This window comes from Streptomyces sp. NPDC004539 (assembly GCF_040610055.1).
Lineage (GTDB): Bacteria > Actinomycetota > Actinomycetes > Streptomycetales > Streptomycetaceae > Streptomyces.
Window position 1 is genome coordinate 277100 of sequence record NZ_JBEXLS010000011.1, and the last position, 22380, is coordinate 299479.

Consider the following 22380-nt stretch of genomic DNA (forward strand, 5'->3'; position numbering starts at 1 on the left):
GAGCATCGCCGTGCGAGGCGTCAGTCCTCACTCTTACGGCTCAGCGAGAGGCGTCCTCGGCGTCCGGGAGGCTGGTCCTCAGGGGGTAGGGGACCGGTCCCCGGGGTTGGGGGCGAGTCCTCGGGGGCGTCCGTCTGCGGCTCTCTCACCCCGTCGGCGTCACTCTCGGGTCCGGGTACCCGTAGTCCCACCCCCGCCGACAGCAGCAACAGCACCCCCAGCGTCAGGAACGGCGCCGCGACCCCGGCGACCCCCGCGACGAGCCCGGCCCCGGCGGGTGCGGCTACCTGGGCGAGGCGGTTGCCGGTGAGGCGCAGGGCGAGGGCCGTCGAACGGGCCGAGGCGGGGGCCGCCTGCACGACCGTCGTCATCGAGAGCGGCTGGCCCACGCCGAGACAGAAGCCAAGCGCCGCGAGGATGACGCCAAGTACCCACACCGGTACGGGAATCGCCACCGCCGCACAGAACAGGGCGGCCAGCAGGCAGGTCAGGGTGAGGAGCCGTCTGCGGCCCAGCAGGCGCAGCAGCGGGGTGAGGATCAGCCGGCAGGCGATGGACGCGGCGGCCCGCAGGCTGAGCAGGAGGCCGACGACCGTCGGCGAGATGCCGCGGTCCTCGCCGACGACCGGCAGGTACGCGGTGAGGATGTCCGTCGCGGACAGCACCGACATGCTGATCAGCATCCCGGCGGGTACGCCCCGGGTCCGCAGGATGCCCGTCACGGCCACCCGGTCGCCTTGCCCCGTACGGGACTTGGGGATCGTCTCCCGGTCCTCGATCCGCCACAGCGAGCCGACCGCGACGGCCGCGCCCGCCCCGGCGACGAGGAGGGCGAGCGCGCTGGTCCCGGCGAGGCCGCCCCCGCCGATGAGGGCGCCCGCCGCGACGGGTCCGGCGAGCTGTCCGAGAGAGGCGCCGATGGTGAAGTGGCCGAAGTTGCGGTCCTGTTCGTGCGGCGCGGACTGCCGGGCGACGAGCGACTGCGCGCCGATGACGAAGCTGAGGTGCCCGAGCCCCATCACCCCGCTCCAAAGAGCCATCGCCCAGAGGGAGTTCGCGGCCCCGCTCAGCGCACACCCGCCCGCGATCAGCACGACTCCGGCCGGCAGCAGCGGCGCACAACGGCCGTGATCCGTACGACGTCCGAGCGGCACGGCGACGAAGAGGGGCAGCAGCGCGTACACCCCCGCGATCACACCGACCGCCCGCTCGTCCGCGCCCAGCGCGAGGGCCCGGTAGGAGACGGCGGGCCGGGCCATCGACACCGCCCCCTGCGCGAAAGCGAAGGCGATGACGAGCCTGAGCAGCCAGCCGCGGTTCCCGCCGGGCCTCACAAGTACCTCCAGATGTACGCCGGTTGAGCCAGTGCCTCCGCTAGATGATCCCGAAGAGCATGCCCGCCGCGAGGATCACCAGGCAGGTGAGGCAGGCCCATTTGACGACGAACCGGGTGTGGTCGCCGAACTCGACCTTGGCCATGCCGACGAGGACGTAGACGGCCGGGACGAGCGGGCTGGACATGTGCAGGGGCTGGCCGACGAGGGAGGCGCGGGCGATCTCCAGCGAGGAGACGCCGTGGGCCTGGCCGGCCTCGGCGAGGACGGGGAGGACACCGAAGTAGAAGCCGTCGTTGGACATGAAGTAGGTGAGCGGGAGGCTCAGCAGACCGGTGACGAAGGCCATGTGCGGGCCCATGCCGTCGGGGATGTTGTCGACGAGCCAGCGGGCCATGTGGTCGACCATGCCGGTGCCCTTGAGGACGCCGGTGAAGACGGCGGCGGCGAAGACCATGCCGGAGACGTTGAGGACGTTCTCGGCGTGTGCGGCGAGGCGGGCCTTCTGGTCCGGCATGTGCGGGAAGTTGACAGTCAGGGCGAGGGCCGCGCCGAGGAGGAACAGCACCGGGATCGGCAGCCACTCCATGATCATCGCGGTGAGGAGGGTGACCGTGAGGAGGGCGTTGAACCAGTAGAGCTTGGGGCGGAGGGTGGGGCGCTCGGGGTCGAGGACGCGGAAGCCGTCGTCGTCGGAGTCCTCGGGGCCGTGCGGGTTCTCGGGGAGGGAGGCGTTGCCCTTGCCGCCACCCGTAGTACCCGTAGTACCGGCGGCCGAGCCCGTGGTACCCGTAGTACCGGCGCCCACCAGCACCGTCTCCGACTCCTTCTCCTCCACCAGCGCCTCGTCCAGCGTCAGCACGCCGAGCCGCTTGCGCTCACGGCGGCCCAGGACGTACGAGAGGGCGATCACGAAGACCAGGCCGACGGCGAGCGCCGGGATCATCGGGACGAAGATGTCGCTCGCGTCGAGCTTCAGCGCGGTCGCCGCGCGGGCCGTCGGGCCGCCCCAGGGCAGGGTGTTCATCACGCCGTTGGCCATCGCGGCGACACCGGTCATCACGACCAGGCTCATCTTCAGCCGCTTGTACAGCGGATACATCGCCGAGACGGTGATCATGAAGGTCGTGGAGCCGTCGCCGTCGAGGGAGACGATCGCCGCGAGGAGCGCCGTACCGACGACGATCCGGAGCGGGTCGGCCTTGCAGAACTTCAGGATGCCTCGGACGATCGGGTCGAAGAGGCCGACGTCGATCATCACACCGAAGTAGACGATCGCGAACATGAGCATCGCCGCGGTCGGGGCGAGGCCGGTGACGCCGTCGATGACGTAGTCGCCGAGGTGGGCACCCTTGCCGACGAACACGCAGAACAGCGCGGGGATCAGTACGAGCGCCGCGATCGGCGACATCTTCTTCAGCATGATCAGGACAAGGAATGTCGCGATCATGGTGAAGCCGAGGATGGTCAGCATGAGTTGGATACCTAACGTTCGCCCTTGAACATCCCACCGGGGGCTGGCGGTGCGACGACGTTAGGTGGCGCGCGAGAGTGTTAACAAGACGTTGACACGCGAGCAATAAGCGCAAAACTCCTGGTCAGGTACTAGAGCTCTAGTACTGGGGTATCAGCCGACAGGGTCCAGCTCGACGGGTACGCCGTTCAGGACCGCGTTCCCCGACAGTGGGTCCAGCATGCTGCCGTCGAGGAGCTGGTTGACGTTGACGCCGGGGTCCAGGGCGGCGTGGCTCATCCGGGTGCCGGGCCGGTCGTGGCCCCAGCCGTGCGGAAGGCTGACGACGCCGCGCCGCACCGAGTCGGTCACCTCGACGGGCGCGGTGACCGCTCCCCCGGCGCCCTTGATCCGGACGTGCTGTCCGTCGGCGAGGCCGAGGCGGTCGGCGTCCTCGGGGTGGACGTGCAGCGTGCAGCGGTTCGAACCGCCGGTCAGGGGCGGGACGTTGTGCATCCAGCTGTTGTTGGAGCGCAGGTGGCGGCGGCCCACGAGGACGAGTCCGGCGGGGAGTTGGTCCATCGCGCGGACAAGTCGCGGGAGATCTCCGGCGATCGGCCCGGGGAACAGCTCGATCCCGCCGCTCCTCGTCTTCAGCGGCTGCGGGAGGCGCGGGCGCAGCGGGCCGAGGTCGATGCCGTGCGGGTGCGCGAGGACCTTGTCCAGGGTGACGCCGTCCGGCCGTACACCGAAGCCGTCGCCGTAGGGGCCGAGGCGGAGCATCATGTCGAGGCGGCGCTCCACGCCGTTCTCGCCGGTGAGCAGATCGGCGAGGTCCTTCGGGTCGCGGCCGTGGACCGGGGAGTGCGGTTCCTTGACGGCCTTGCCGAGGGTCTGGCCGATGACCAGGTCGTCCACGGCGGAGGGGTCGGCGCCGTGCATGCCGGTCGCGGCGAGGGTGAGGCGGGCGAGGATCTCGCTCTCGGCCATGCGGCCGGGTTCCAGCGGGATCGCGGCGCGGTTGTAGCGGACCTGGGCGCGGACGGCGAGGGTGTTGAGGGCGAAGTCGTGGTGCGGGCTGCGCGAGGGCGGCGGCGGGGGCAGGACGACGTCGGCGTGCCGGGAGGTCTCGTTGAGGTAGGGGTCGACACTGACCATGAACTCCAGGGAGTCCAGGGCCTTGTCGAGTCGGTCGCCGTCCGGCGCGGACAGCACCGGGTTCGCGGCGACGGCGATGAGCGCGCGGATCGGCTCGCCCTCCGCCGTCGCCGTGTCGATCTCCTCGGCCAGCGCGGAAAGCGGCAACTCGCCCTTGGCCTCCGGGTGTTGGCCGACCCGGGAACGCCAGCGGCCGAGCGCGAACCCGTGGCTGGGGCCCGCCGGTCGCGGGGTCCGGTCGGTCGCGGCCTGCGGGAAGAGGGCGCCGCCGACGCGGTCCAGGTTGCCGGTGAGGATGTTCAGGACGTCCACGAGCCAGCTGGCGAGCGTGCCGTAGGGGACCGTGCAGCTGCCGATCCGCGCGTACACGGCGGCGGTCGGGGCGGCGGCGAGGTCGCGGGCGAGGGTGCGGATCGTATCGGCGTCGACGTCGCAGGCGGCGGCCACGCTCTCGGGGGTGAACTCGGCGAGGGCGGCGCGGAGTTCGTCGAGGCCCTGGAGGTGCGGGGTCAACTCCCCGGTGTCCACGAGGTCTTCCTCGAACAGGGTCCGCGCCATCGCCGCGAGCAGGAGGGCGTCGGTGCCGGGCCGGATCGGGACGTGCAGGTCGGCGAGTTTCGCGGTGCGGGTGCGGCGGGGGTCGATGACGACGAGGGTGCCGCCGCGCGCCTTCAGCGCCTTGAGCCGGCCCGGGAAGTCGGGGGCCGTGCACAGACTCCCGTTGGATTCCAGGGGGTTGGCGCCGATCAGCAGGAGGTGGTCGGTGCGGTCGAGGTCGGGTACGGGGATGGCGTTCGCGTCGCCGAAGAGGAGGCCGCTGGAGACGTGTTTGGGCATCTGGTCGACCGTCGAGGCGGTGAAGTAGCTGCGCGTGCCGAGGCCGGCGAGGAGGACGGGCGGGTAGAGGGCGCCGGCGACGGTGTGCACGTTGGGGTTGCCGAGGACCACGCCGACCGAGTCGGCGCCGTACCGCTCGACGACGCCCCTGACGCCGGCGGCCACCGCGTCGAACGCCTCGTCCCAGGTGGCCTCCCGCAGCTCGCCGTCCTTGCGGACGAGGGGGGCGCGCAGGCGGTCGGGGTCCGAGTCGACGGCTCCGAAGGAGGCGCCCTTGGGGCAGACGAACCCCTTGCTGAAGACGTCCTCGCGGTCACCTCTGGCGCGGGTGACCTCGGTCCCCTCGATCGTCAGAGTCAGACCGCAGGTGGCCTCGCAGAGGGGGCAGACACGCAGGGCGGTTCGGGGCACGGGTCCTCCCGGTGGGCGGCGGCGTCGACGCACGGACACCTTGAGCGTACCGACCGGTAGGTATTACGGGGAGTCCCTTAGGGGAGAGGTTCACCGGAGCGAGGGGTTCCGGCGTGGTTTACGGCGCGGCTCACGCGGTGATGCGCCACGTGGCTCACAGCGTGGTTCGCGACGCTTCAGTCCAGCACCCGCGCCAGATACGCCCGCAGCAGCTCGCGGGTCTCCTCGATCACCCTCTCGTCCCCCTCCGGGGAGAGGCGGAAGGCCAGGTGGACGAGGGTGTCGGCGGTCTCTACGGCGATCAGGAAGGTGCGCCGGAGGGTGTCGTCGGGGGTGCGGTGGAGGTAGTCCGAGAGGAGTTCGGTGAGGCGGTCGGCGACGCGCGTGTTGGGCTCGGCGTGGCGGGAGCCGACCGGGATCTGGTTGCCGAAGTCGACGAGGGAGAAGCCCGGGGCCGTACGGGTCATCTCCAGGTACTCGTCGAGCACGGCGTCCATCGCCGCCCGCCAGTCACCGGCGCGCGCCTGCTTGAGGCGTTCGGTGACCCGTGCGGAGTACCTCTCGAGGTTGCGCTGGGCCAGCGCGTCGGCCATCTGCCGCTTGTTGCCGAAGAAGCGGTACACGGAACCGATGGGCACGCCGGCCCGCTGGGCGACGGACCGCGTGCTGAGGTCGTCGTAGCCGACCTCGTCGAGGAGATCGGCGCACGCGTCGAGAATCCTGGTCAGCCGTTCCGCGCTGCGGCGCTGGACGGGCGCGCGGCGCAGTGATGTCGCTTCGGAGTTCATGACGCCTTTCCGCCGAGGGCCGGAATCTCCCGCTCCCGGAGACGGAGCGGCCCACCGGCCGCACTCGGCTCCGCGGGGGGCCTAGAGGCTACCGCCGCGACACCGAGGAGGGGACGGGGCCTCCGGGAACCTTGGGGGAACGGAAGATCGACAGCCGGAGAGGCGAGCGCGGAAGGGGCGAGCGAGATCGACGGGGCGCCCGCGGCGCCCGGCTCGCGAGGGGCTTCCGTGCAGGGCGGGGCCGAAGCGAGGCCCACTGCCTCCCTCGCGCCCAGGGCACCTGCACCGGGCGAGTCCGCCCAGGCCCTCGCAGCCTCTCGCGCGCGGAGGACGCCCGGACCGGACGAGCGGACCGCATCACCCGCGGCCTCTTGCCGGCCGCCGACGCTCACGCCCGCCGTGCCGACCGGGACGCCCTCGGCCTTCCGCGCACCGAGAACGCCCGTGGCGTCCGGGTGCGCCGCGCCGGCCGCCACGCCCCGTGGGCCCCCCGCACCCGTACCGGGACCTGCCCGGCGCCCGGCGACCCGCGCGTCGGCCGGGCCCGCCCCGACGCCCGACGCCTCCCGTGCGCCGGGAACACCCGCGCCGTCCCCGTACGCCGCGACGCCCGCCGCTCCCCTCACTCCGCGAACTCCCCGAACCGTCTCACCGACCCGGCCCACCACCCCTCCCCCGCTCACCACCGCACAACCACCCGCCCTGCCCCCAGCGCGCTCCCCGAAGGGGACGGGGACGGCGACTCCTCGGGCTCCGACGCCGTGATGTCGGCTGTGGCCTCCACGGCCTTGCCGTCGACCGCCCAGACCGTGCCGTCGTCCGCGTACAGGCGGGCGGTGACGTGGTGGGTGCCGTGGGGGAGGTAGCCGACGCCGATGCGGTACTCGGGGGTGCTCAGCTCGGCGAGGGGTTTGCGGTCGACGTAGAGCCGCGCGGTGCCCCGGCCCTCCACGGCGGCGGCCGTACTCGCCTGCGGGGAGAGCGTGAAGTTGCGCAGGGTGAGCCGCACCTCCCAGCTCCCGTCGGAGTCCGGCTCGACCTGGAGGCCCACCCAGGGCGCCCCCTTGCTGCCGACCTCCCGGTAACGGCGCCCCGCCTCGTCCGTGTCGTCCAGGAGTTTTCCGACGGGGGAGGGCGATGCCACCACCCCGTTCTTCCCGTCCCCCTGTTCGGCGCTCGCACCGGACCCGCAGCCCGCGAGTCCGGTCGGCAGCAGGACACAGACCGCGAGCGCGGAGAGAACACCACGCGTCCACGACATGCGGTGAGCCTAGAACAGCGGTCCGGTGCCCGAATCCCCCTGAAGTCTTGTTCTCACCACCCCGTGATCGTCCTACCAGAGGACTACCTGTGCAGCTCTTGCGAGCCACTCCCCCGAATCCTACGGTGATACAGAGGATTCGGACGCGAGGGAGCGACGATGGGCACGGACGCGCGCAAGACCGCCGAGGGGCTGGCACATCTCACCGGCTTCGGCAACGAGCACAGCTCGGAGGCGGTGCCCGGCGCCCTCCCCGAGGGCCGCAACTCCCCGCAGCGCGCCCCCCTCGGCCTCTACGCCGAGCAGCTCAGCGGTACGGCGTTCACCGAGCCGCGCGCCCACAACCGGCGTTCGTGGCTGTACCGCGTCCGCCCGTCGGCCGCGCACCCCGCGTTCACGCGTGCCGACAACGGCGCGATCCGTACGGGCCCGTTCACCGAGACCGTCCCCGACCCCAACCGGCTGCGCTGGAACCCCCTCCCGGAGCCCGCCCCCGGCACCGACCTGCTCGCCGGCCTGTGGACGGTCGGCGGCAACGGCGACGCGACGCAGCGCACGGGGATGGCCGTGCACCTCTACCACGCGAACGCCTCCATGGACCGCGTCTTCTCCGACGCGGACGGCGAGTTGCTGATCGTGCCGGAGCGCGGGGGTCTCCTGCTGCACACGGAGTTCGGCCAACTCCTCGCGGAACCGGGCCACATGGCGCTGGTCCCGCGAGGCGTCCGGTTCCGCGTCACCCTCCTCGACGGGTCCGCCCGCGGTTACGTCTGCGAGAACTACGGCGCCCCCTTCCGGCTCCCCGACCTCGGCCCGATCGGCGCCAACGGCCTCGCGAATCCACGGGACTTCAAGGCGCCGGTCGCCGCGTACGAGGATGTCGAGGGGCCGGTCGAGGTCGTCAACAAGTTCTGCGGGAACCTCTGGCGCGCGACGTACGACCACTCCCCGCTGGACGTCGTCGCGTGGCACGGCAACCTCGTCCCGTACGTGTACGACCTGCGCCGGTTCAACGTCATCGGGACGATCTCGTACGACCATCCCGACCCGTCGATCTTCACGGTCCTGACGTCCCCGTCGGACACCCCGGGGCTGGCCGGCGTCGACTTCGTGGTGTTCGCGCCGCGCTGGCTGGTCGGGGAGGACACGTTCCGGCCGCCGTACTTCCACCGGAACGTGATGAGCGAGTACATGGGGCTGATCGAGGGCGCGTACGACGCGAAGGCCGACGGGTTCGTGCCGGGCGGGGGGTCGCTGCACAACATGATGTCCGCGCACGGCCCCGATCGGGAGACGTACGACCGGGCGAGCGCGGCCGACCTGAAGCCCCAACGCCTCGACGACGGGCTGGCGTTCATGTTCGAGACCCGCTGGCCGATCACGCTCGCACCGCACGCCGGTGAGCATCTCCAGGACGGGTACGACGATGTCTGGCGGGGTCTGGAACGCCACTTCCGGCCCGGTCACCGGCCTTTCGGGCTCGCGCCGTGACCTTCTTCGCCCCCGACTCCCTCCTCCTCAACGGCAAACTCCCTCTCTGGTACCAGGTTTCGCAGTCCCTGCGCGCCTCGATCCTCGGCCGCTCGCCCCACGATCCCCTCCGGCTGCCCACGGAGGAGCAGTTGGCGTCCCACTACGGCGTCAGCGTCCTCACCATGCGCCAGGCGCTCAAGGAGCTGGAGACCGAGGGCCTCATCACCCGGCACCGCCGCCGGGGCACCTTCATCGAGCCGACGGCTCAACGCGGCGCCCCGATCCGCCTGTTGGGCTCGGTGGACGCGATCGTCGCGCAGCAGTCGGGGATGCGGACGGAACTGCTGGCCCACGGCGAGGTCCCCACCCCGCCCGAACTGACCGTGCACTTCCCGGACTTGCCCCGCCTCACCACATACCACCGCCTCCGCTCGGACGCCCGGACCGGCGAACCCACCAACCACGCCCGCAACTGGCTCCGCCCCGAACTGGCCGCCCACATCAGCCCGGACGACCTCCTCGACCACCCCATGACCAAGCTCCTCCGCGACCTCCCCCACACCGGCATCGCCCGCATCACCGACACCGTCGAAGCCCGCCTCGCCGACCCCGAGACCGCCCACCTCCTCCAAGTCCCCCTCCTCAGCCCGATCCTCCACTACACCGGCCTCACCCACTCCCCCTCCGGCCAGGTCCTCGACGTAGCCGTCATCCACTACCGAGGCGACCGCTTCTCCTTCTCGGTGACCCTGGAGACACCGTGAACGTCCCCTCCGGGATGTGCGTCGCCGGAATCCGGCTGCTCGTCCGCGGCCCCGTGGTGACATGAACCCCTATGTCCGCTCCGCGGCCCGCGTCGGGTCCGTCGTACCATGCCTCGCGTGACGCACGACGACGCTCCGATGCTCGGGGAACTGATGCCGTGGGCCGTGGCGGTGCCGCGGCTGGGGCGGGGGTGGCCGGTGGCGGCGGACGAGGGGGTGCTCAGGGCGCGGTGGGATGCGCTGATGAGGGTGGAGGGGGCGGAGCGGGAGACGCTGTTCGAGCCGACGCGGGCGCGGACGCCGCGTTCGGCGGTGGCGCAGCTGCCGGGGCAGTCGACGGGGACGGACCGGCTGGAGGGGACGTCGGGCCCGTGTCCGGCGCCGGTGCGGGTGCTGTGCGCGCCGTACGACGAGCAGTGGCTGATCCCGGACCACCGGCTGATCGACGTGGCGCGGCCGGAGTTGTGGCGGGTGACGGACGACCGGCAGGTGTTCCTGGTGGAGACGCCGGACGGGCTGCTGGCCGGCGCGCGCCTGCCGCTCGTACGCGGCTCCCGGGTCCGTCCGCTGTACCGGCGCCCGGGCGGGGAGGAGCCCAACCTGGCGCCGGGTCTCGTGGAGCATCTCGGGGAGCGGCTGGGGGCCACTCCCGGTGCCGAGGACGTGCTCGCCTGGATTCTCGCGACGGCTACCCCGGAGCTACGGGTCCCCCTGACGGACGACCCCGAGATCTGGGCGGCGGGAACCCGTAGGGGTCACCGTCTGCTCTGGCTCCAGCGGCGCGACGGCGACCGCCCGAAGCTCCCCGGCGGCAGCCGCCCGTACGTCCGCGCACCCCTCCCGGTCCGCCCGCTGAGCGTCCACTACGACCCCGAGGAGCAGGCCCTCCACCTCGACGAGGGCCGGATCTCCCCGGTCCCCCGGGCCGCCTGGGACTTCACCCACGGCGAGGTACGGGTCCTGGAGCAGTGGGTGGCGGCCCGCACGGAGCGCGGCGAGCCGGGCACCCTCGCGGCCATCGGCCCCCGTAGCTGGCCCCAGCCGTGGACGTCGGAGCTGCTGGAGCTGATCACGGTCCTGGCGCTCCTGGCGGAGTCCCGGGAGCCCCAGGACCCGCCGGAGCCGCTGGAGGTGGAGCACCGGATCACGGACCTCGCCGAGGCAGGCGTACTCCCCGCCCCCCGCAGGTATCAGCACCCGGCCTCGGTCCTGGACCACCGGGAGGAGGGTCCGGCGGGCCAGTTCACGCTGCTCTGACGCGACCCCGTAGTACTCAGGTCCCCCTACCCCCGTGGCGCGAACGCGTCCAGCACTCGCCCCAGCATCTCCTCGAACACCGCCTCCAGATCGATCGGCCCCGGGTCCTCGGTGAACGCGGCGGCCATCCTCGGATACGCCCCGCCCATCACCTGCGCCCCCAGATAGGCCGTCCGGACGGCGTTCTCCGCCTCCTCGGACCACGGCAGCGACCGCGTCCGCTCGGCCGTGGACAGCTCGTTCGCCGTGTAGAGGGTGACCACGCCGTTGAGCATCGCGACGAGTTGCAGCTTCATGCCGTACTTCATGCCGGTGAGCGGGTCCAGGCAGGTCAGGCAGTGTTCGAGATAGCGCAGGGCGTTGGGGCTGAAGCCGTAGACCGGTGACATCAGACGCGGCAGCCAGGGGTGCCGGTGCATCAGCTCACGGGTCTGGTGCCCGACCCGCAGCATGTCGGCCCGCCAGTCCGGCCCCGGCTCCCACAGCTCGTGCTCCCCGCTGACGGCGTCCACCATCAGCTCGTACAGATCCTCCTTACGGGGGACGTAGTTGTACAACGACATGGTCCCGCAGCCCAGTTCGGCCGCGACATGCCGCATGGACACCCCGTCGAGCCCCTGCGCGTCGGCGATCCGGACGGCCGCCGCCGCGATGTCGGCGCGCGTGTACGCGGGCTTCGGCCCTCGACCGGTCCGCTCGGGGCGGGCCCAGATCACTTCGGGTACGGGCGGACGCCCCACCATCGATCATCACCTCGCCCTCCATGTTAGTTACGTACACCGTACGTAGTGCGCTATGGTCACGCCATGACTTCTACGTACGCTGTACTTAGTGAAGGTCTGGAGAAACGGTTCGGTGAGGTCCAGGCCGTCAGGGGGCTCGACCTCGCGGTCACCGAGGGCACCGTCCGCGGCGTCCTCGGCCCGAACGGCGCGGGCAAGACGACGGCCGTACGGCTGCTGGCGACCCTGCTGCGCCCCGACGCCGGCGCGGCGCGCGTCGCGGGACACGACCTCGTACGGGAGGCCGCCGCCGTACGCCGCGCCATCGGGGTGACCGGGCAGAGCACGTCCGTGGACGGCGATCTCACCGGCCGGCAGAACCTGCGGCTGTTCGCCCGCCTGCACCGCGCCCCCGGGCCCGCCGAACGCGCCGACGAACTGCTGGAGCGGTTCGGCCTCGCCGGGGCGGCCGACCGGCCGGCCTCCACCTACTCGGGCGGGATGCTGCGCCGCCTCGACCTCGCGGCGAGCCTGGTCCGGCGCCCGGCGGTGCTCTTTCTCGACGAGCCGACGACCGGCCTCGACCCGGCCAGCAGGAACGACATCTGGGACGTCGTACGGGAGTTGAAGCGCGAGGGTACGACCGTCCTGCTCACCACCCAGTACCTGGAGGAGGCCGACCAACTGGCCGACGACATCACGCTGGTGGACCGGGGCCGGGCCGCGCGGACCGGAACGCCCGCCGAACTCAAGGCGCTGATCGGCACCTACGCGGAGGCCGTCGTCGGCGACCCGGACGCGCTCACGCGAGCCGCCGCGGTGCTCGACCAACTCACCGGCGGTGCACCGGCGTTCGACCACGAACGCGGCGCGGTCGGCGCCGTCTCCCGCCGCCCCGGCCTCACCCTGCCCCACCTGGTGCGCGAACTCGACGCGGCGGGCGTGCCGTTGATCGACGCGAGCCTGCGCCCGCCGACCCTCGACGAGGTGTTCCTGCGCCTCACCGAGAACGCCGGACACCGCACCGACCACCTCAAGGAGACCGTGACATGAGCGCGTTGGCCTACGACGGAACGGCGATGCTGGGCCGTCAGCTGCTGCGGGTGCGCAACAACCCGGCGCTGGTGATCCTGACCCAGACCATGCCGATCACGATGCTGCTCTTCTTCGGCTACGTCTTCGGCAGCGCGCTCGCGATACCAGGCGAGCGGTACCGGTCGATGCTGGTCGCCGGGCTGCTGGTGGCGACCGCCGCGAACGGGATCATGACGGGGATGTTCCAGTCGGCGCAGGACGTCCACCGGGGCGTGACGGACCGGCTGCGGACCCTGCCGGTGAGCCGGGCGGCGGTGCCGCTCGGGCAGGCGGCGGCCGACCTGGTCGTCACGGCCGTCGGGACCGTGCCGTTCCTGCTGGTGGCGCTCGCGGTGGGCTGGCGGGTGGAGGGTTCGGCGCCCGCGGCGGCCGGCGCCTTCGCGCTGCTCCTGCTGTTCCGGTTCGCCTGCGTCTGGGCCGGCATCTACCTCGGGCTGCTGTCGCGCAGCGAGGAGGCGGCGGGCCAACTGGGCAGCGCCACCTTCATGTTGCCGCTGCTGTCCAACGCGTACATCCCGGTCGACAACCTGCCGGGCTGGCTGCGGACGGTCGCGGAGTGGAACCCGATCAGCGCGGTGACGACGGCGCTGCGCGACCTGCTGGGCAACGCGCCGGTGCCGGAGGGCTCGGCCTGGCCCGTGGCGCATCCGGTCGCCGGTTCGCTGCTGTGGTGCGCGGTGCTGATCGGGGTGTTCGCGCCGGCGGCGGTACGGCAGTACGGGCGCGTCACGCGCTGAGGGGGCCGGGGAGAGCGGGGAGACGGGGCGGGCGCCGGGTGGTCGGGGTACCACTGGTCGGGGGTACTACGGGAACGCCCTTAAGGGTGGCCGGGGTCGGGGGAGTCCACCGGCTTCAGGGGGTCGGAGCGGGGAGTTCTCCGACTTCGGGTGAGCGGGCCCTCGTCACTGTCGGGCGGTGAGGGGTGAGACGCCCGCGCTCGGGTGCACCGGGCTCCGCCGCGTGCCGTGGGGACGACGGACGCGGGGGACGCGGCGGGGCGGTGGCCGCCCGAGCGCGGGTCTTCCAGGGTCGTGAGCGGCTCCGCCGGTGGCCCGGCGCCGGGGCGGCTCAGTGCCTGCGGCTGCCGAAGAGGGTGCGGCGGAGCCGGCGGAGGGGGGCGAAGAGCGAGACGCGGCTCACCCTGCGGCCCTGGTCGCTGGGCTGGTGCCTGGTGTCGCGCGCGGTCAGCTCCAGCATGAGCGAGGTCGCCTCGACCGTCTCCCGCTGCGGTATGGCGGGACCGGCCAGCACCGAGAGATGGCGGTCGAGGCGCGAACTGGTCGCGCTGCTACCGCACGTGATCGCAGGGACCCTCGCCCTGCTTCGCATCGTTATCTGTTCCATCGTCACTCCCCACCCGTACGAGTCCACCCGACCCCGGGCAGGGTAACCCTATCTCCCCCGGGGGTCACGCGTGTATCGCGTTCACAGGATTGACCTTCCCCGCAAGGGGGTTGACGACTCCCTCGCGATTACTCTCCGAATCCGACAGATTTCAGGGCGAGTTGGACAACTGGCTGCGAAGTGGGCTGAGGTGACCCGCCGGCGGGCTCGACCGTCACAGCGAGTGACGTCGCGTCGGCGTCGAGACCGGTCGCCACCAAGGGCGTGTCGCCGGCGAAGAGTCCGAGCGACCGAGGCTGCACATCGGGCCGCATGAGCCAGAGTTGATGGACCTGACCGCCGGCGAGCCCGCCGTACCCGCGCAGCGTGACGATCGCCTCGCCCTCCTTCGCGGAGGCGATCACGCCGATGCTGCGGCCCTGCGCGTCCTGCCCGTTTCCGGCGCGGGCGTCGGGTGCGGAGAGGACCTGCGCGATGTCCCGGGCGCGCGCCTCGGCGGCGTCCAACTGGTCCTGCGTACGGTTGGTTTGGACCGCGAAGAGACCCGCGACGACGAGGGCCGCGGCGGCGGTGATCGTCGCGAACGGGACGAAGAGCGGACGGCGCGCACGCGGGGCGCGTGCGGCGCGGGAGCGTGCGGGAGGTGGCTGCGCGCCCCAGACGTGCGGCGGAAGCTGTGGTGCGCGCTCCGGCGCGGAACGCGCCCCCGACTCCTGCGGAGTGACCTGGACGGCGGCCAGCACCCGGTCGCGCATCGCGGACGGCGCCGGTGCCGCCGTCGACCAGGCGAGCCGTACGGCGTCCTCGGCGAGTTCACGGACCTCGGCGGTGCAGGAGGAGCAGGAGCGCAGGTGCTTCTCGAAGCGGCGGCGTTCGTCGCCGTCGAGGGCGTCGAGGGCGTAGGGGGCGGCCAGCGAGTGGAGGTCGCCTCTGCCCAGCAGACGGTTCAGGACGCTCATGCGGCACCTCCCAGGCAGTTGCGCAGCCGCGTGAGCCCGTCGCGCATCCTCGTCTTCACCGTGCCCAGCGGCAGGGAGAGCCGCTCGGCCACTTCACGGTACGTGTAGCCGTCGTAGTACGCGAGAGTGACGGACTGCCGCTGGAGCGTCGTCAGCCGGCCGAGGCAGCGGCGCACCCACTCGCGCTCCATGCCCGCCTCGACCTCCTCGGAGACCTGGTCGAAGGCGGGGTGGTGGGTGCGCAGGGCCTCACGCTGCTCGCGCTCGCCGGCCGCGCGCACACTGCGCACCCGGTCGACCGCGCGGCGGTGGGCGAGCGTGAGAATCCAGGACAGGGCGCTGCCGCGGGCGGGATCGAAAGTGGCGGCCGAGCGCCAGCACTCCAACAGCACTTCCTGAGCCACCTCCTCCGACTGCGACGGATCGCGCAACACGCGCCGTACGAGACCGAACACCGGACCGGAGACCAGACCGTACAACTGCTCGAAGGCCCGCTGGTCCCCTCGCGCCACGAGCACCAGCAGCTCGTCCGCCTCCATGCGGTTCCCCTCTCCCCGGCCGTGGCCGCAGCCGGGCCGTCCCGTCACACCAGGCACTCGCACGCGCACACACCTCCGGTGGAAGTACGGATGCGCGGGCCGAAAACGCGGGTTCAAACCCAAAATAAAATTTTTTCAGATCGACCAATCCGAACAGCCCCTCCGCTCCGTATACCCGTCCGTCAAGCAAGTTGGGACCTCAGGACGGACGGCATGACGACACCTAACTCCCGGAGCGCCGCAGGGCGCAGGGGCATCGCGACCCTCATCTGTGGCGCGCTGGCCGCGGGCGGCCTCACCGCCGCCTCAGTGGCCCTGCTGGAACCGGGGGTCGCCGCCGCTTCCAGCCACCGCGAAGCCCCGCTGATCTCCGGCACCCCGCAGTACGACAACACCGACGTGTACGCGTTCGTGAGCCCGGACCACCCGGACACCACGACGCTGATCGCGAACTGGATACCGTTCGAGGAGCCGGCCGGCGGCCCGAACTTCTTCCCGTTCGCGGAGGACGCCCAGTACGACCTGAACATCGACAACAACGGTGACGCGTACCCGGATCTGACGTTCCGTTACACGTTCAAGACGCACGTCAAGAACAAGAAGACGTTCCTCTACAACACGGGTGCGGTCGAGAGCCTCGACGACAAGGACCTGAACGTCACGCAGACCTACAACCTGGAGCTGATCAAGCTCAAGCGGGGGAAGGTCCAGCAGCAGACGAGGATCGCCAGCAACGTGCCGGTGGCGCCGTCGAACGTCGGCAAGGCGTCCATGCCGAACTACGCCAAGCTGCGCGACCAGGCGATCTACAAGCTCTCCAGCGGCGCGAAGACCTTCGCCGGCCAGGCGGACGACCCGTTCTTCCTGGACCTGCGCGTCTTCGACCTGCTGTACGGCGGGAACCTCTCCGAGGTCGGCAACGACACCCTCAAGGGCTACAACGTCAACACCATCGCCCTCCAGGTGCCCAACAGTCTGATCCGCGAGGCGGAGCACCAGCCGATCGTCGGCATCTGGTCGACGACGCAGCGCAAGAACGCGCGCGGCAAGTTCGAGCAGGTCTCCCGGCTCGGCAACCCGCTGGTGAACGAGGTCGTCAACCCCATCCAGGACAAGGACAAGTTCAACGCGTCCGAGCCCAAGGACGACGCCCAGTTCCTGAAGAACGTCACCAACCCCGAACTGCCCAAGCTCATCGAGGCGATCTACAAGATCAAGGCCCCGGCCGAGCCGCGCAACGACCTCGTCGACGTGTTCCTCAAGGGCGTCAAGGGCCTCAACCAGCCCCCGTACGTGACGCCTTCGGAGCAGCTGCGCCTCAACACCTCCATCAAGCCCACCGCCAGCCCGAAGCGGCTCGGTGTGCTCGACGGCGACAACGCGGGCTTCCCGAACGGCCGTCGCCTCACGGACGACGTGATCGACGCCGCGCTCCAGGTCGTCGAGGGTGAACTCGTGGGCGCCAAGAACGACTTGGGCGACGCGGTCGACAAGAACGACAAGAACTTCGAGAAGTACTTCCCGTACGTCGCCCTCCCGACCGAGGGCTCGCGCGGTCCCGTCGCGAAGGGTGTCGACAGCGGCAACGACGTCCGCAGCCAGCTCGGCAACGCCCTTCAGCCGACGGGTGCCTCGGGCACGGACAACAACACCCTGATCGCCGCCTCGGCGGGGGCCGGCGCGGCCGGGGTGCTGCTCATCGGCGGTGGCCTCATGTGGTTCCGGCGCCGGGGCCGGGCGTACTGACGCCCACGCAGTGACCGGGCCGGGGAGACCCCTGCAACTCCCCGGCCCCGCTCCACAGACCGGCGCGGCCCGGAACCACCCGAATCCCCCACGGACCGGGCCGCGCCGACCGCAGGAAGACCGAGAGCGACCGAGGAGAGGGCATGGCCCCGCGCAGCGACAACGGCGAACCGGACCGGACGGGTTCCGGGCACACCCCGGACCCCACCGACGAGCCGAAGGGGCAGTGGCCCGAGGGAAGTTCACCGCAGGCCGAAGCGGCACCGACACCCACGGCCGGCATGACGGGCGCCAACTCCTCGGCGCTTGCCGCGTCTTCGGGGGAGAGGGAAGAGAAGGGGACTGTGGAGGACGAAGGGAAGCGGGGCAACACCGGTTCTCAGAAGGCCGGTTCGGCAGAGATGGCCGACGCTGCGGAGAGGGCTGACTCGGCGGATAAGGCCGATTCGGCAAGCGCCGCTGAGAGTGTGACGGAAGACGCCGCGGACTCCGTCCCCGCCCCCGACCTCGACCCCCGAGTAGCCGCCGTCCGCCGCGCCGGCGCCGCAGGCCGACGCTGGCGGGCCGCCCAGCTCGGTGCCTGTGCAGCGATGCTGGCCGTGGCCCTGACCAGCGGAGCGATCGCGTTCGGTGCGATGAAGGACGGCAACGCGGCCCCGGTCGCGACCGCCGCGGCCGTCTCCCCCGGCCTCCTGAACAGCGGGGACATCGACAGCGCGATCACCGCGCTGCAAGCCCATCTCCGCACCCAGCCCCGGGACTTCGGCAGTTGGGCGACCCTCGGACTCGCGTACGTCGAACAGGCCCGCACGAAGGGCGACCCCTCCCGCTACCCCCAGGCGGAGAAGGCGTTCACGAAATCCCTCGAACTCTCCGCAGGCAACGGCCAGGCACTCGCGGGACGCGCGGCCCTCGCCGCCGCCCGGCACGACTTCCCCGGCGCCCTGAAGTACGCGGACCAGGTCCTCAAGGACAACCCGTACAACGAGCGCGCCCTCTGCTCCCGCATCGACGCCCTGGTCGAACTCGGCCGCTACGACGAGGCGTTGACGGCGGCGGAGACGGCGGACACCCGCCGCCCCGGCATCCCGGTCTTCACCCGCTACGCGTACGTCCAGGAACTGCGCGGCGACGTCACGACCGCCCGCCGCGTCCTGGAACAGGCCCTCGCGAGCTCCACGGCGAAGGGCGACATCGCCTACGTCGCCAGCCAGCTCGGCCAACTCGCCTGGAACCAGGGCGACTACGCGACCGCCCTGACCGACTACGCCCGCGCCCTCGCCGCCGACGAGGACTACCTCCCGGCGCTGGAGGGCCGCGCGAAGGCGCAGGCGGCGAGCGGCCAACAGGCCGAGGCCATCAAGGGGTTGGAGGCGGTCGTCGCCCGCTACCCGCTGCCCGCCCCGCTGGTCGAACTCGGCGAGCTGTACGAGGCGCGCGGCGCGGACGGCGACAAGATGAAGGCGGCCGACCAGTACGCCCTGGTCGACGCCTGGACGGCGCTGGCCCGCGCGAACGGCGTCAACGCCGACCTCGACACGGCCCTCGCGGCGGCCGACCACGGCGACAAGCAGGCGGCCCTGCGCGCGGCCCAGGCCGAGTGGCAGCGCCGGGAGACGGTCCACACGGCGGACGCCCTCGCCTGGGCGCTGCACGTCAACGGCCGTGACGCGGAGGCCCTTCCGTACACGAAGCGGGCCACCGCGACCGGCTACCGCAACGCCTCCTTCCTCTACCACCAGGGCATGATCGAGAGCGCGACCGGCGACAAGGTGAACGCCCGCGCCCACCTCACCAAGGCCCTCGCCCTCAACCCCGGCTTCTCCCCCCTGGGCGCCCGCACCGCGCGCGCCGCCCTCAAGTCGCTGGAGGCGAACCAGTGATCTCCCGTCGTCTGTTCGCCTCCAGTGCGGCCGTCCTGACGGCCGGGTGCGCGCTCGCGCTCCTTCCCACCGCCAACGCGAGCGCGCACCCACTCGGCAACTTCACGGTCAACAGGTACGACGGACTCGTCGCCGCCCCCGGCCAACTGCGCGTCGCCCACGTCGAGGACCTCGCGGAGATCCCGGCGACCCAGGCGAAGCCGGCCATCGAGCGCGCGGGCGGTCTCACCCCGTGGGCGGAGCAGCGCTGCGAGACGGCTGCCGCCGAGAGCAGGCTGACCGTCGACGGCGGTGCCGTCAGCCTGACTTCGACGTCCGCGAAGGCCGTCGTACGACCGGGGCAGGCCGGCCTCGACACGCTGCGCGTCGAGTGCAAGCTGACGGCCCCGCTGCCCGAGAGCGAGTCGATCGCCCTCACGTTCCACAGCGCGGGCGCGTCAACCGGCCCTGGTTGGCGGGAGATCACGGCGCGCGGCGACCGGATGACGCTGTCGGGGTCGGACGTACCCGAGAAGTCGGTGTCGGACGAACTCACGACGTACCCGCAGGAGTTGCTGTCCTCCCCGGCGGACACCACGACCGCCGCCACGACGGTGAAGGCGGGCGGTCCGGCTCTCTCGGAGGACGAGCGCACCGCGCCCGGCGCCGCCATCCTGCCGCGTGGCGCGGACCGTTGGACCCAGGCCCTCGACGACATGGTCGGCCGTCAGCATCTGACGATCGGCTTCGCCGCCCTGTCGATCCTGCTCGCGATCTTCCTGGGCGCGATGCACGCGGTCGCGCCCGGCCACGGCAAGACCATCATGGCCGCGACCGCCGCCGCGCGGGGCGGCAAGGCCCGGATGAAGGACGTCCTCCCGCTCGCCGCGTCGGTGACGGTCACCCACACGATCGGCGTCGTCGCCCTCGGCCTCCTCGTGACCGCCGGTTCCGCCGCCGCGCCCTCCGTCATCACCTGGCTGGGCCTCGCGAGCGGCGCCCTCGTCGCGGTCGCGGGCGCGACCCTCTTCCGGCGCGCCTGGAAGAACCGCAACCACGGTCACGGGCACGGACACAGCCATGGACACGGTCACGGGCACAGTCACGGTCATGATCACGGCCACAGCCACTCGCACGACAACGACCACGATCACGACCACAGCCACGACCACTCCCCCAAGCCCACCCCCTCCCGCCAACTCGCCCTCGTCGGCGCCGAGTCCACCCCCTCCGCCACCCTCTCCCTCACCAAGTCCCCCACGCACGACCACAGTCACGACCACCACCACGAGCCCGACGAGCACCATCACCGCGACCACGACCACGGCCATGACCACAGCCACGACCACCAGCACTCCCCCACCACCCACACCCACACCCACAACGGCCACACCCACACCCACTCCACCGCCCCCACCCTCCGCGGCACCATCCTCCTCGGCCTGGCCGGCGGTATGGTCCCCAGCCCCTCCGCGGTGGTCGTGCTGGTCGGCGCCGCGGCCCTCGGCCAGGCGTGGTTCGGCCTGCTCCTGGTCATCGCGTACGGCATCGGCCTCGCCCTCACCCTCACCGCGGCGGGCTTCGCGGTCGTCCGGCTGGGCAGCCGCGTCTCCCGGCTCCTCGACGAGGGCCCGCGCTGGACGTCCCGCCCGGTCATCGCCCTGGTCCGCCGCAACATGCCGCTGTGGTCGGCGCTGGTCGTCGTCGCGCTCGGCGTCGGACTGATGCTCAAGGGGGCGGCAACCGTACTGGGCTGAGCTAGTTTGGGAGTGTTCGCGAGGGTGCGATGAGGGGGCTCGATGTCGGAGGAACCCGGTGGCGAGCGGCTGATCGCGGGCCGCTACCGACTGCTCACCCCGCTCGGTCAGGGCGGGATGGGCACGGTGTGGCGGGCGCGGGACGAGGTCCTGCACCGCGAGGTGGCCGTCAAGGAGGTGCGGGCGCCCGCCGGGCTGTCCACACCCGAGGTCGAACGGATGTACGCGCGCCTGGAGCGTGAGGCGTGGGCGGCGGCACGGGTCGCGAACCGCAACGTCGTGACGGTGTACGACGTCGCCACGCAGGACGGCCGCCCGTGGATCGTGATGGAGCTGGTGCGCGGCATCTCCCTCGCCGAACTCCTGGACGCCGAGGGCCCGTTGCCGCCCGCGCGGGCCGCGTACATCGGTGCCGAGGTGCTGTCGGCGCTGAAGGCGGCGCACGACGCGGGGGTGCTGCACCGGGACGTGAAACCGGCGAACGTCCTGCTGTCGAACGACGACCGCGTCGTCCTCACCGACTTCGGTATCGCGTCCGTGGAGGGCAGTTCGGCCATCACGATGACGGGCGAGGTCATCGGCTCGCCCGAATTCCTGTCCCCGGAGCGGGCGTTGGGCCGCACCCCGGGCCCGGAGTCGGACCTGTGGTCGCTGGGCGTCCTGCTGTACGCCACCGTCGAGGGCTACTCCCCGTTCCGCCAGGACACCCCGCTGAGCACGCTGCGGGCCATCGTGGACGAGGAGTTGCCGCCCCCGCGCCGGGCCGGCCCGCTCGCCCCGGTCATCGAGGGCCTCCTGCGCAAGGACCCCGCCGGCCGGCTCACCGCCGACCTCGCGGAGCGGGACCTGAGAGTCGTCGCGGCGGGCGGTACGGCGCGTACGGTGCCGTACACCCCGACGATCGTCCCGCCGCCCCCGCCGCCGCCCACGTACCAGCAGCCCTCCTATCAACCGCAGCCCGCCACCGAGCCGTTGGTGCGCAACCAGCCGGAGCCGGCCGGCGGCAACCGGCGGGCGACGGCCGTGCTGATCGCGGGGGTGCTGGCGATCGCGCTGGCGATCGGCGGGCTGACGTACGCGCTGCTGAACAACCGGAGCGACGACACGGCGGGCGGCGGTGAGCAGACGAACAGCCAGTCGCAGGGGGTGAGTCCGCCGCCGGCCGGCCGGAGCGAGACGCCGTCCCCCTCGCCGACGCCCACGCCGGAGAAGTCGTCGCAGACCTCGACGCCGCCCCAGTCGGTGGCGGTGAGCGTGACGGGTGAGGGGACGGACTACTCGGGGAGCTGTCCGCCGAAGAAGTCCGATGCGCCCGCGTTCACGGCGACGTTCACCGTCGGCCGGGTGCCCGCGACGGTGTCGTACCGGTGGGTGTCGAAGGACGGGCAGGCCGTCGACTCGGGCTGGCGGACGCTGGAGTTCGCCGACGGAGGGGGCCGTTCGCAGCAGGCGCGGGTGTTCCTGACGACGGGCGAGGGGAGCGGGACGTTCGAGAGCGAGCTGTGGGTGGAGGTGCGCAGGCCCGCGAACGCGAAGTCGAACTCGGTGCCGTTCTCGGTCACTTGCGAGACGGAGACCCCGTCGGGCGGAGCCTCCCCCTCGCCTTCCGAATCGTACTGA

Annotated in this window: 18 protein-coding genes; 9 read left to right on the forward strand and 9 right to left on the reverse strand. The window is 71.9% G+C overall.

Features of this window, described 5'->3' with window-relative positions; translation table 11 throughout:
• Positions 1–20 precede the first annotated feature (20 nt).
• The 5 genes from ABZX85_RS24250 to ABZX85_RS24270 form a co-directional block, all read right to left on the reverse strand.
• Complete coding sequence (locus tag ABZX85_RS24250) at positions 21–1334, reverse strand: MFS transporter (protein ID WP_355872205.1); 1314 nt, start codon at positions 1332–1334, stop codon at positions 21–23.
• Between the two features lie 40 nt (positions 1335–1374).
• A complete protein-coding gene (locus tag ABZX85_RS24255; protein WP_355872207.1) occupies positions 1375–2808 on the reverse strand; it encodes a citrate:proton symporter in 1434 nt (477 codons plus the stop codon).
• 153 nt (positions 2809–2961) lie between these two features.
• The gene (locus ABZX85_RS24260; RefSeq protein ID WP_355872210.1) at positions 2962–5193 is read right to left on the reverse strand and encodes a molybdopterin oxidoreductase family protein; all 2232 of its coding nucleotides are present in this window, start codon (positions 5191–5193) and stop codon (positions 2962–2964) included.
• A gap of 176 nt (positions 5194–5369) precedes the next feature.
• Positions 5370–5981 (reverse strand): TetR/AcrR family transcriptional regulator, encoded by a 612-nt coding sequence (locus ABZX85_RS24265; protein ID WP_355872213.1) that lies wholly within the window; start codon positions 5979–5981, stop codon positions 5370–5372.
• A gap of 679 nt (positions 5982–6660) precedes the next feature.
• The gene (locus tag ABZX85_RS24270; RefSeq protein WP_355872215.1) at positions 6661–7242 is read right to left on the reverse strand and encodes a nuclear transport factor 2 family protein; all 582 of its coding nucleotides are present in this window, start codon (positions 7240–7242) and stop codon (positions 6661–6663) included.
• Between the two features lie 159 nt (positions 7243–7401).
• On the opposite strand from ABZX85_RS24270, the gene hmgA reads away from it, so the two are divergent.
• The 3 genes from hmgA to ABZX85_RS24285 all read left to right on the forward strand — a co-directional run bounded on the left by hmgA (position 7402) and on the right by ABZX85_RS24285 (position 10736).
• Positions 7402–8733 (forward strand): homogentisate 1,2-dioxygenase, encoded by a 1332-nt coding sequence (hmgA, locus tag ABZX85_RS24275; RefSeq protein WP_355872217.1) that lies wholly within the window; start codon positions 7402–7404, stop codon positions 8731–8733.
• A complete protein-coding gene (locus ABZX85_RS24280; RefSeq protein ID WP_355872219.1) occupies positions 8730–9479 on the forward strand; it encodes a GntR family transcriptional regulator in 750 nt (249 codons plus the stop codon). The genes hmgA and ABZX85_RS24280 overlap by 4 nt, the downstream gene beginning before the upstream one ends.
• A 108-nt stretch (positions 9480–9587) precedes the next feature.
• Complete coding sequence (locus ABZX85_RS24285; RefSeq protein ID WP_355872221.1) at positions 9588–10736, forward strand: type ISP restriction/modification enzyme; 1149 nt, start codon at positions 9588–9590, stop codon at positions 10734–10736.
• Positions 10737–10762: 26 nt separating this feature from the next.
• On the opposite strand, the gene ABZX85_RS24290 is transcribed toward ABZX85_RS24285, so the two are convergent.
• Entirely contained in the window at positions 10763–11479 is a 717-nt protein-coding gene (locus ABZX85_RS24290; RefSeq protein WP_355872223.1) for a TetR/AcrR family transcriptional regulator, read from the reverse strand.
• Between the two features lie 63 nt (positions 11480–11542).
• Here ABZX85_RS24290 and ABZX85_RS24295 point away from each other — a divergent pair, with 63 nt between their 5' ends.
• Both ABZX85_RS24295 and ABZX85_RS24300 read left to right on the forward strand, forming a co-directional pair.
• Positions 11543–12511, forward strand: a complete 969-nt coding sequence (locus ABZX85_RS24295; RefSeq protein ID WP_355872225.1) for an ATP-binding cassette domain-containing protein — start codon at positions 11543–11545, stop codon at positions 12509–12511.
• Positions 12508–13290: an ABC transporter permease gene (locus ABZX85_RS24300; RefSeq protein WP_355872229.1), complete on the forward strand. Its 783-nt coding sequence runs from the start codon at positions 12508–12510 to the stop codon at positions 13288–13290. Before ABZX85_RS24295 ends, ABZX85_RS24300 begins: the two co-directional genes overlap by 4 nt.
• A gap of 331 nt (positions 13291–13621) precedes the next feature.
• Here the strand turns inward: ABZX85_RS24300 and ABZX85_RS24305 are convergent, their stop codons facing one another.
• The 3 genes from ABZX85_RS24305 to ABZX85_RS24315 all read right to left on the reverse strand — a co-directional run bounded on the left by ABZX85_RS24305 (position 13622) and on the right by ABZX85_RS24315 (position 15395).
• Positions 13622–13897: a hypothetical protein gene (locus tag ABZX85_RS24305; RefSeq protein ID WP_355872231.1), complete on the reverse strand. Its 276-nt coding sequence runs from the start codon at positions 13895–13897 to the stop codon at positions 13622–13624.
• 128 nt (positions 13898–14025) lie between these two features.
• Positions 14026–14856: an anti-sigma factor gene (locus tag ABZX85_RS24310; protein WP_355872234.1), complete on the reverse strand. Its 831-nt coding sequence runs from the start codon at positions 14854–14856 to the stop codon at positions 14026–14028.
• A complete protein-coding gene (locus ABZX85_RS24315) occupies positions 14853–15395 on the reverse strand; it encodes a sigma-70 family RNA polymerase sigma factor (RefSeq protein WP_355872237.1) in 543 nt (180 codons plus the stop codon). Before ABZX85_RS24315 ends, ABZX85_RS24310 begins: the two co-directional genes overlap by 4 nt.
• Before the next feature lie 213 nt (positions 15396–15608).
• Here ABZX85_RS24315 and ABZX85_RS24320 point away from each other — a divergent pair, with 213 nt between their 5' ends.
• The 4 genes from ABZX85_RS24320 (at position 15609) to ABZX85_RS24335 (ending at position 22380) form a co-directional block, all read left to right on the forward strand.
• The gene (locus ABZX85_RS24320; RefSeq protein WP_355872239.1) at positions 15609–17141 is read left to right on the forward strand and encodes a DUF4331 domain-containing protein; all 1533 of its coding nucleotides are present in this window, start codon (positions 15609–15611) and stop codon (positions 17139–17141) included.
• A 143-nt stretch (positions 17142–17284) separates the two neighbouring features.
• Positions 17285–19024 carry a tetratricopeptide repeat protein gene (locus ABZX85_RS24325; RefSeq protein WP_355872242.1) on the forward strand — a complete coding sequence of 580 codons (1740 nt, stop codon included), beginning with the start codon at positions 17285–17287 and terminating at the stop codon, positions 19022–19024.
• Complete coding sequence (locus ABZX85_RS24330; RefSeq protein ID WP_355872245.1) at positions 19021–20760, forward strand: sulfite exporter TauE/SafE family protein; 1740 nt, start codon at positions 19021–19023, stop codon at positions 20758–20760. The genes ABZX85_RS24325 and ABZX85_RS24330 overlap by 4 nt, the downstream gene beginning before the upstream one ends.
• A gap of 42 nt (positions 20761–20802) precedes the next feature.
• Positions 20803–22380 (forward strand): serine/threonine-protein kinase, encoded by a 1578-nt coding sequence (locus ABZX85_RS24335; RefSeq protein WP_355872247.1) that lies wholly within the window; start codon positions 20803–20805, stop codon positions 22378–22380.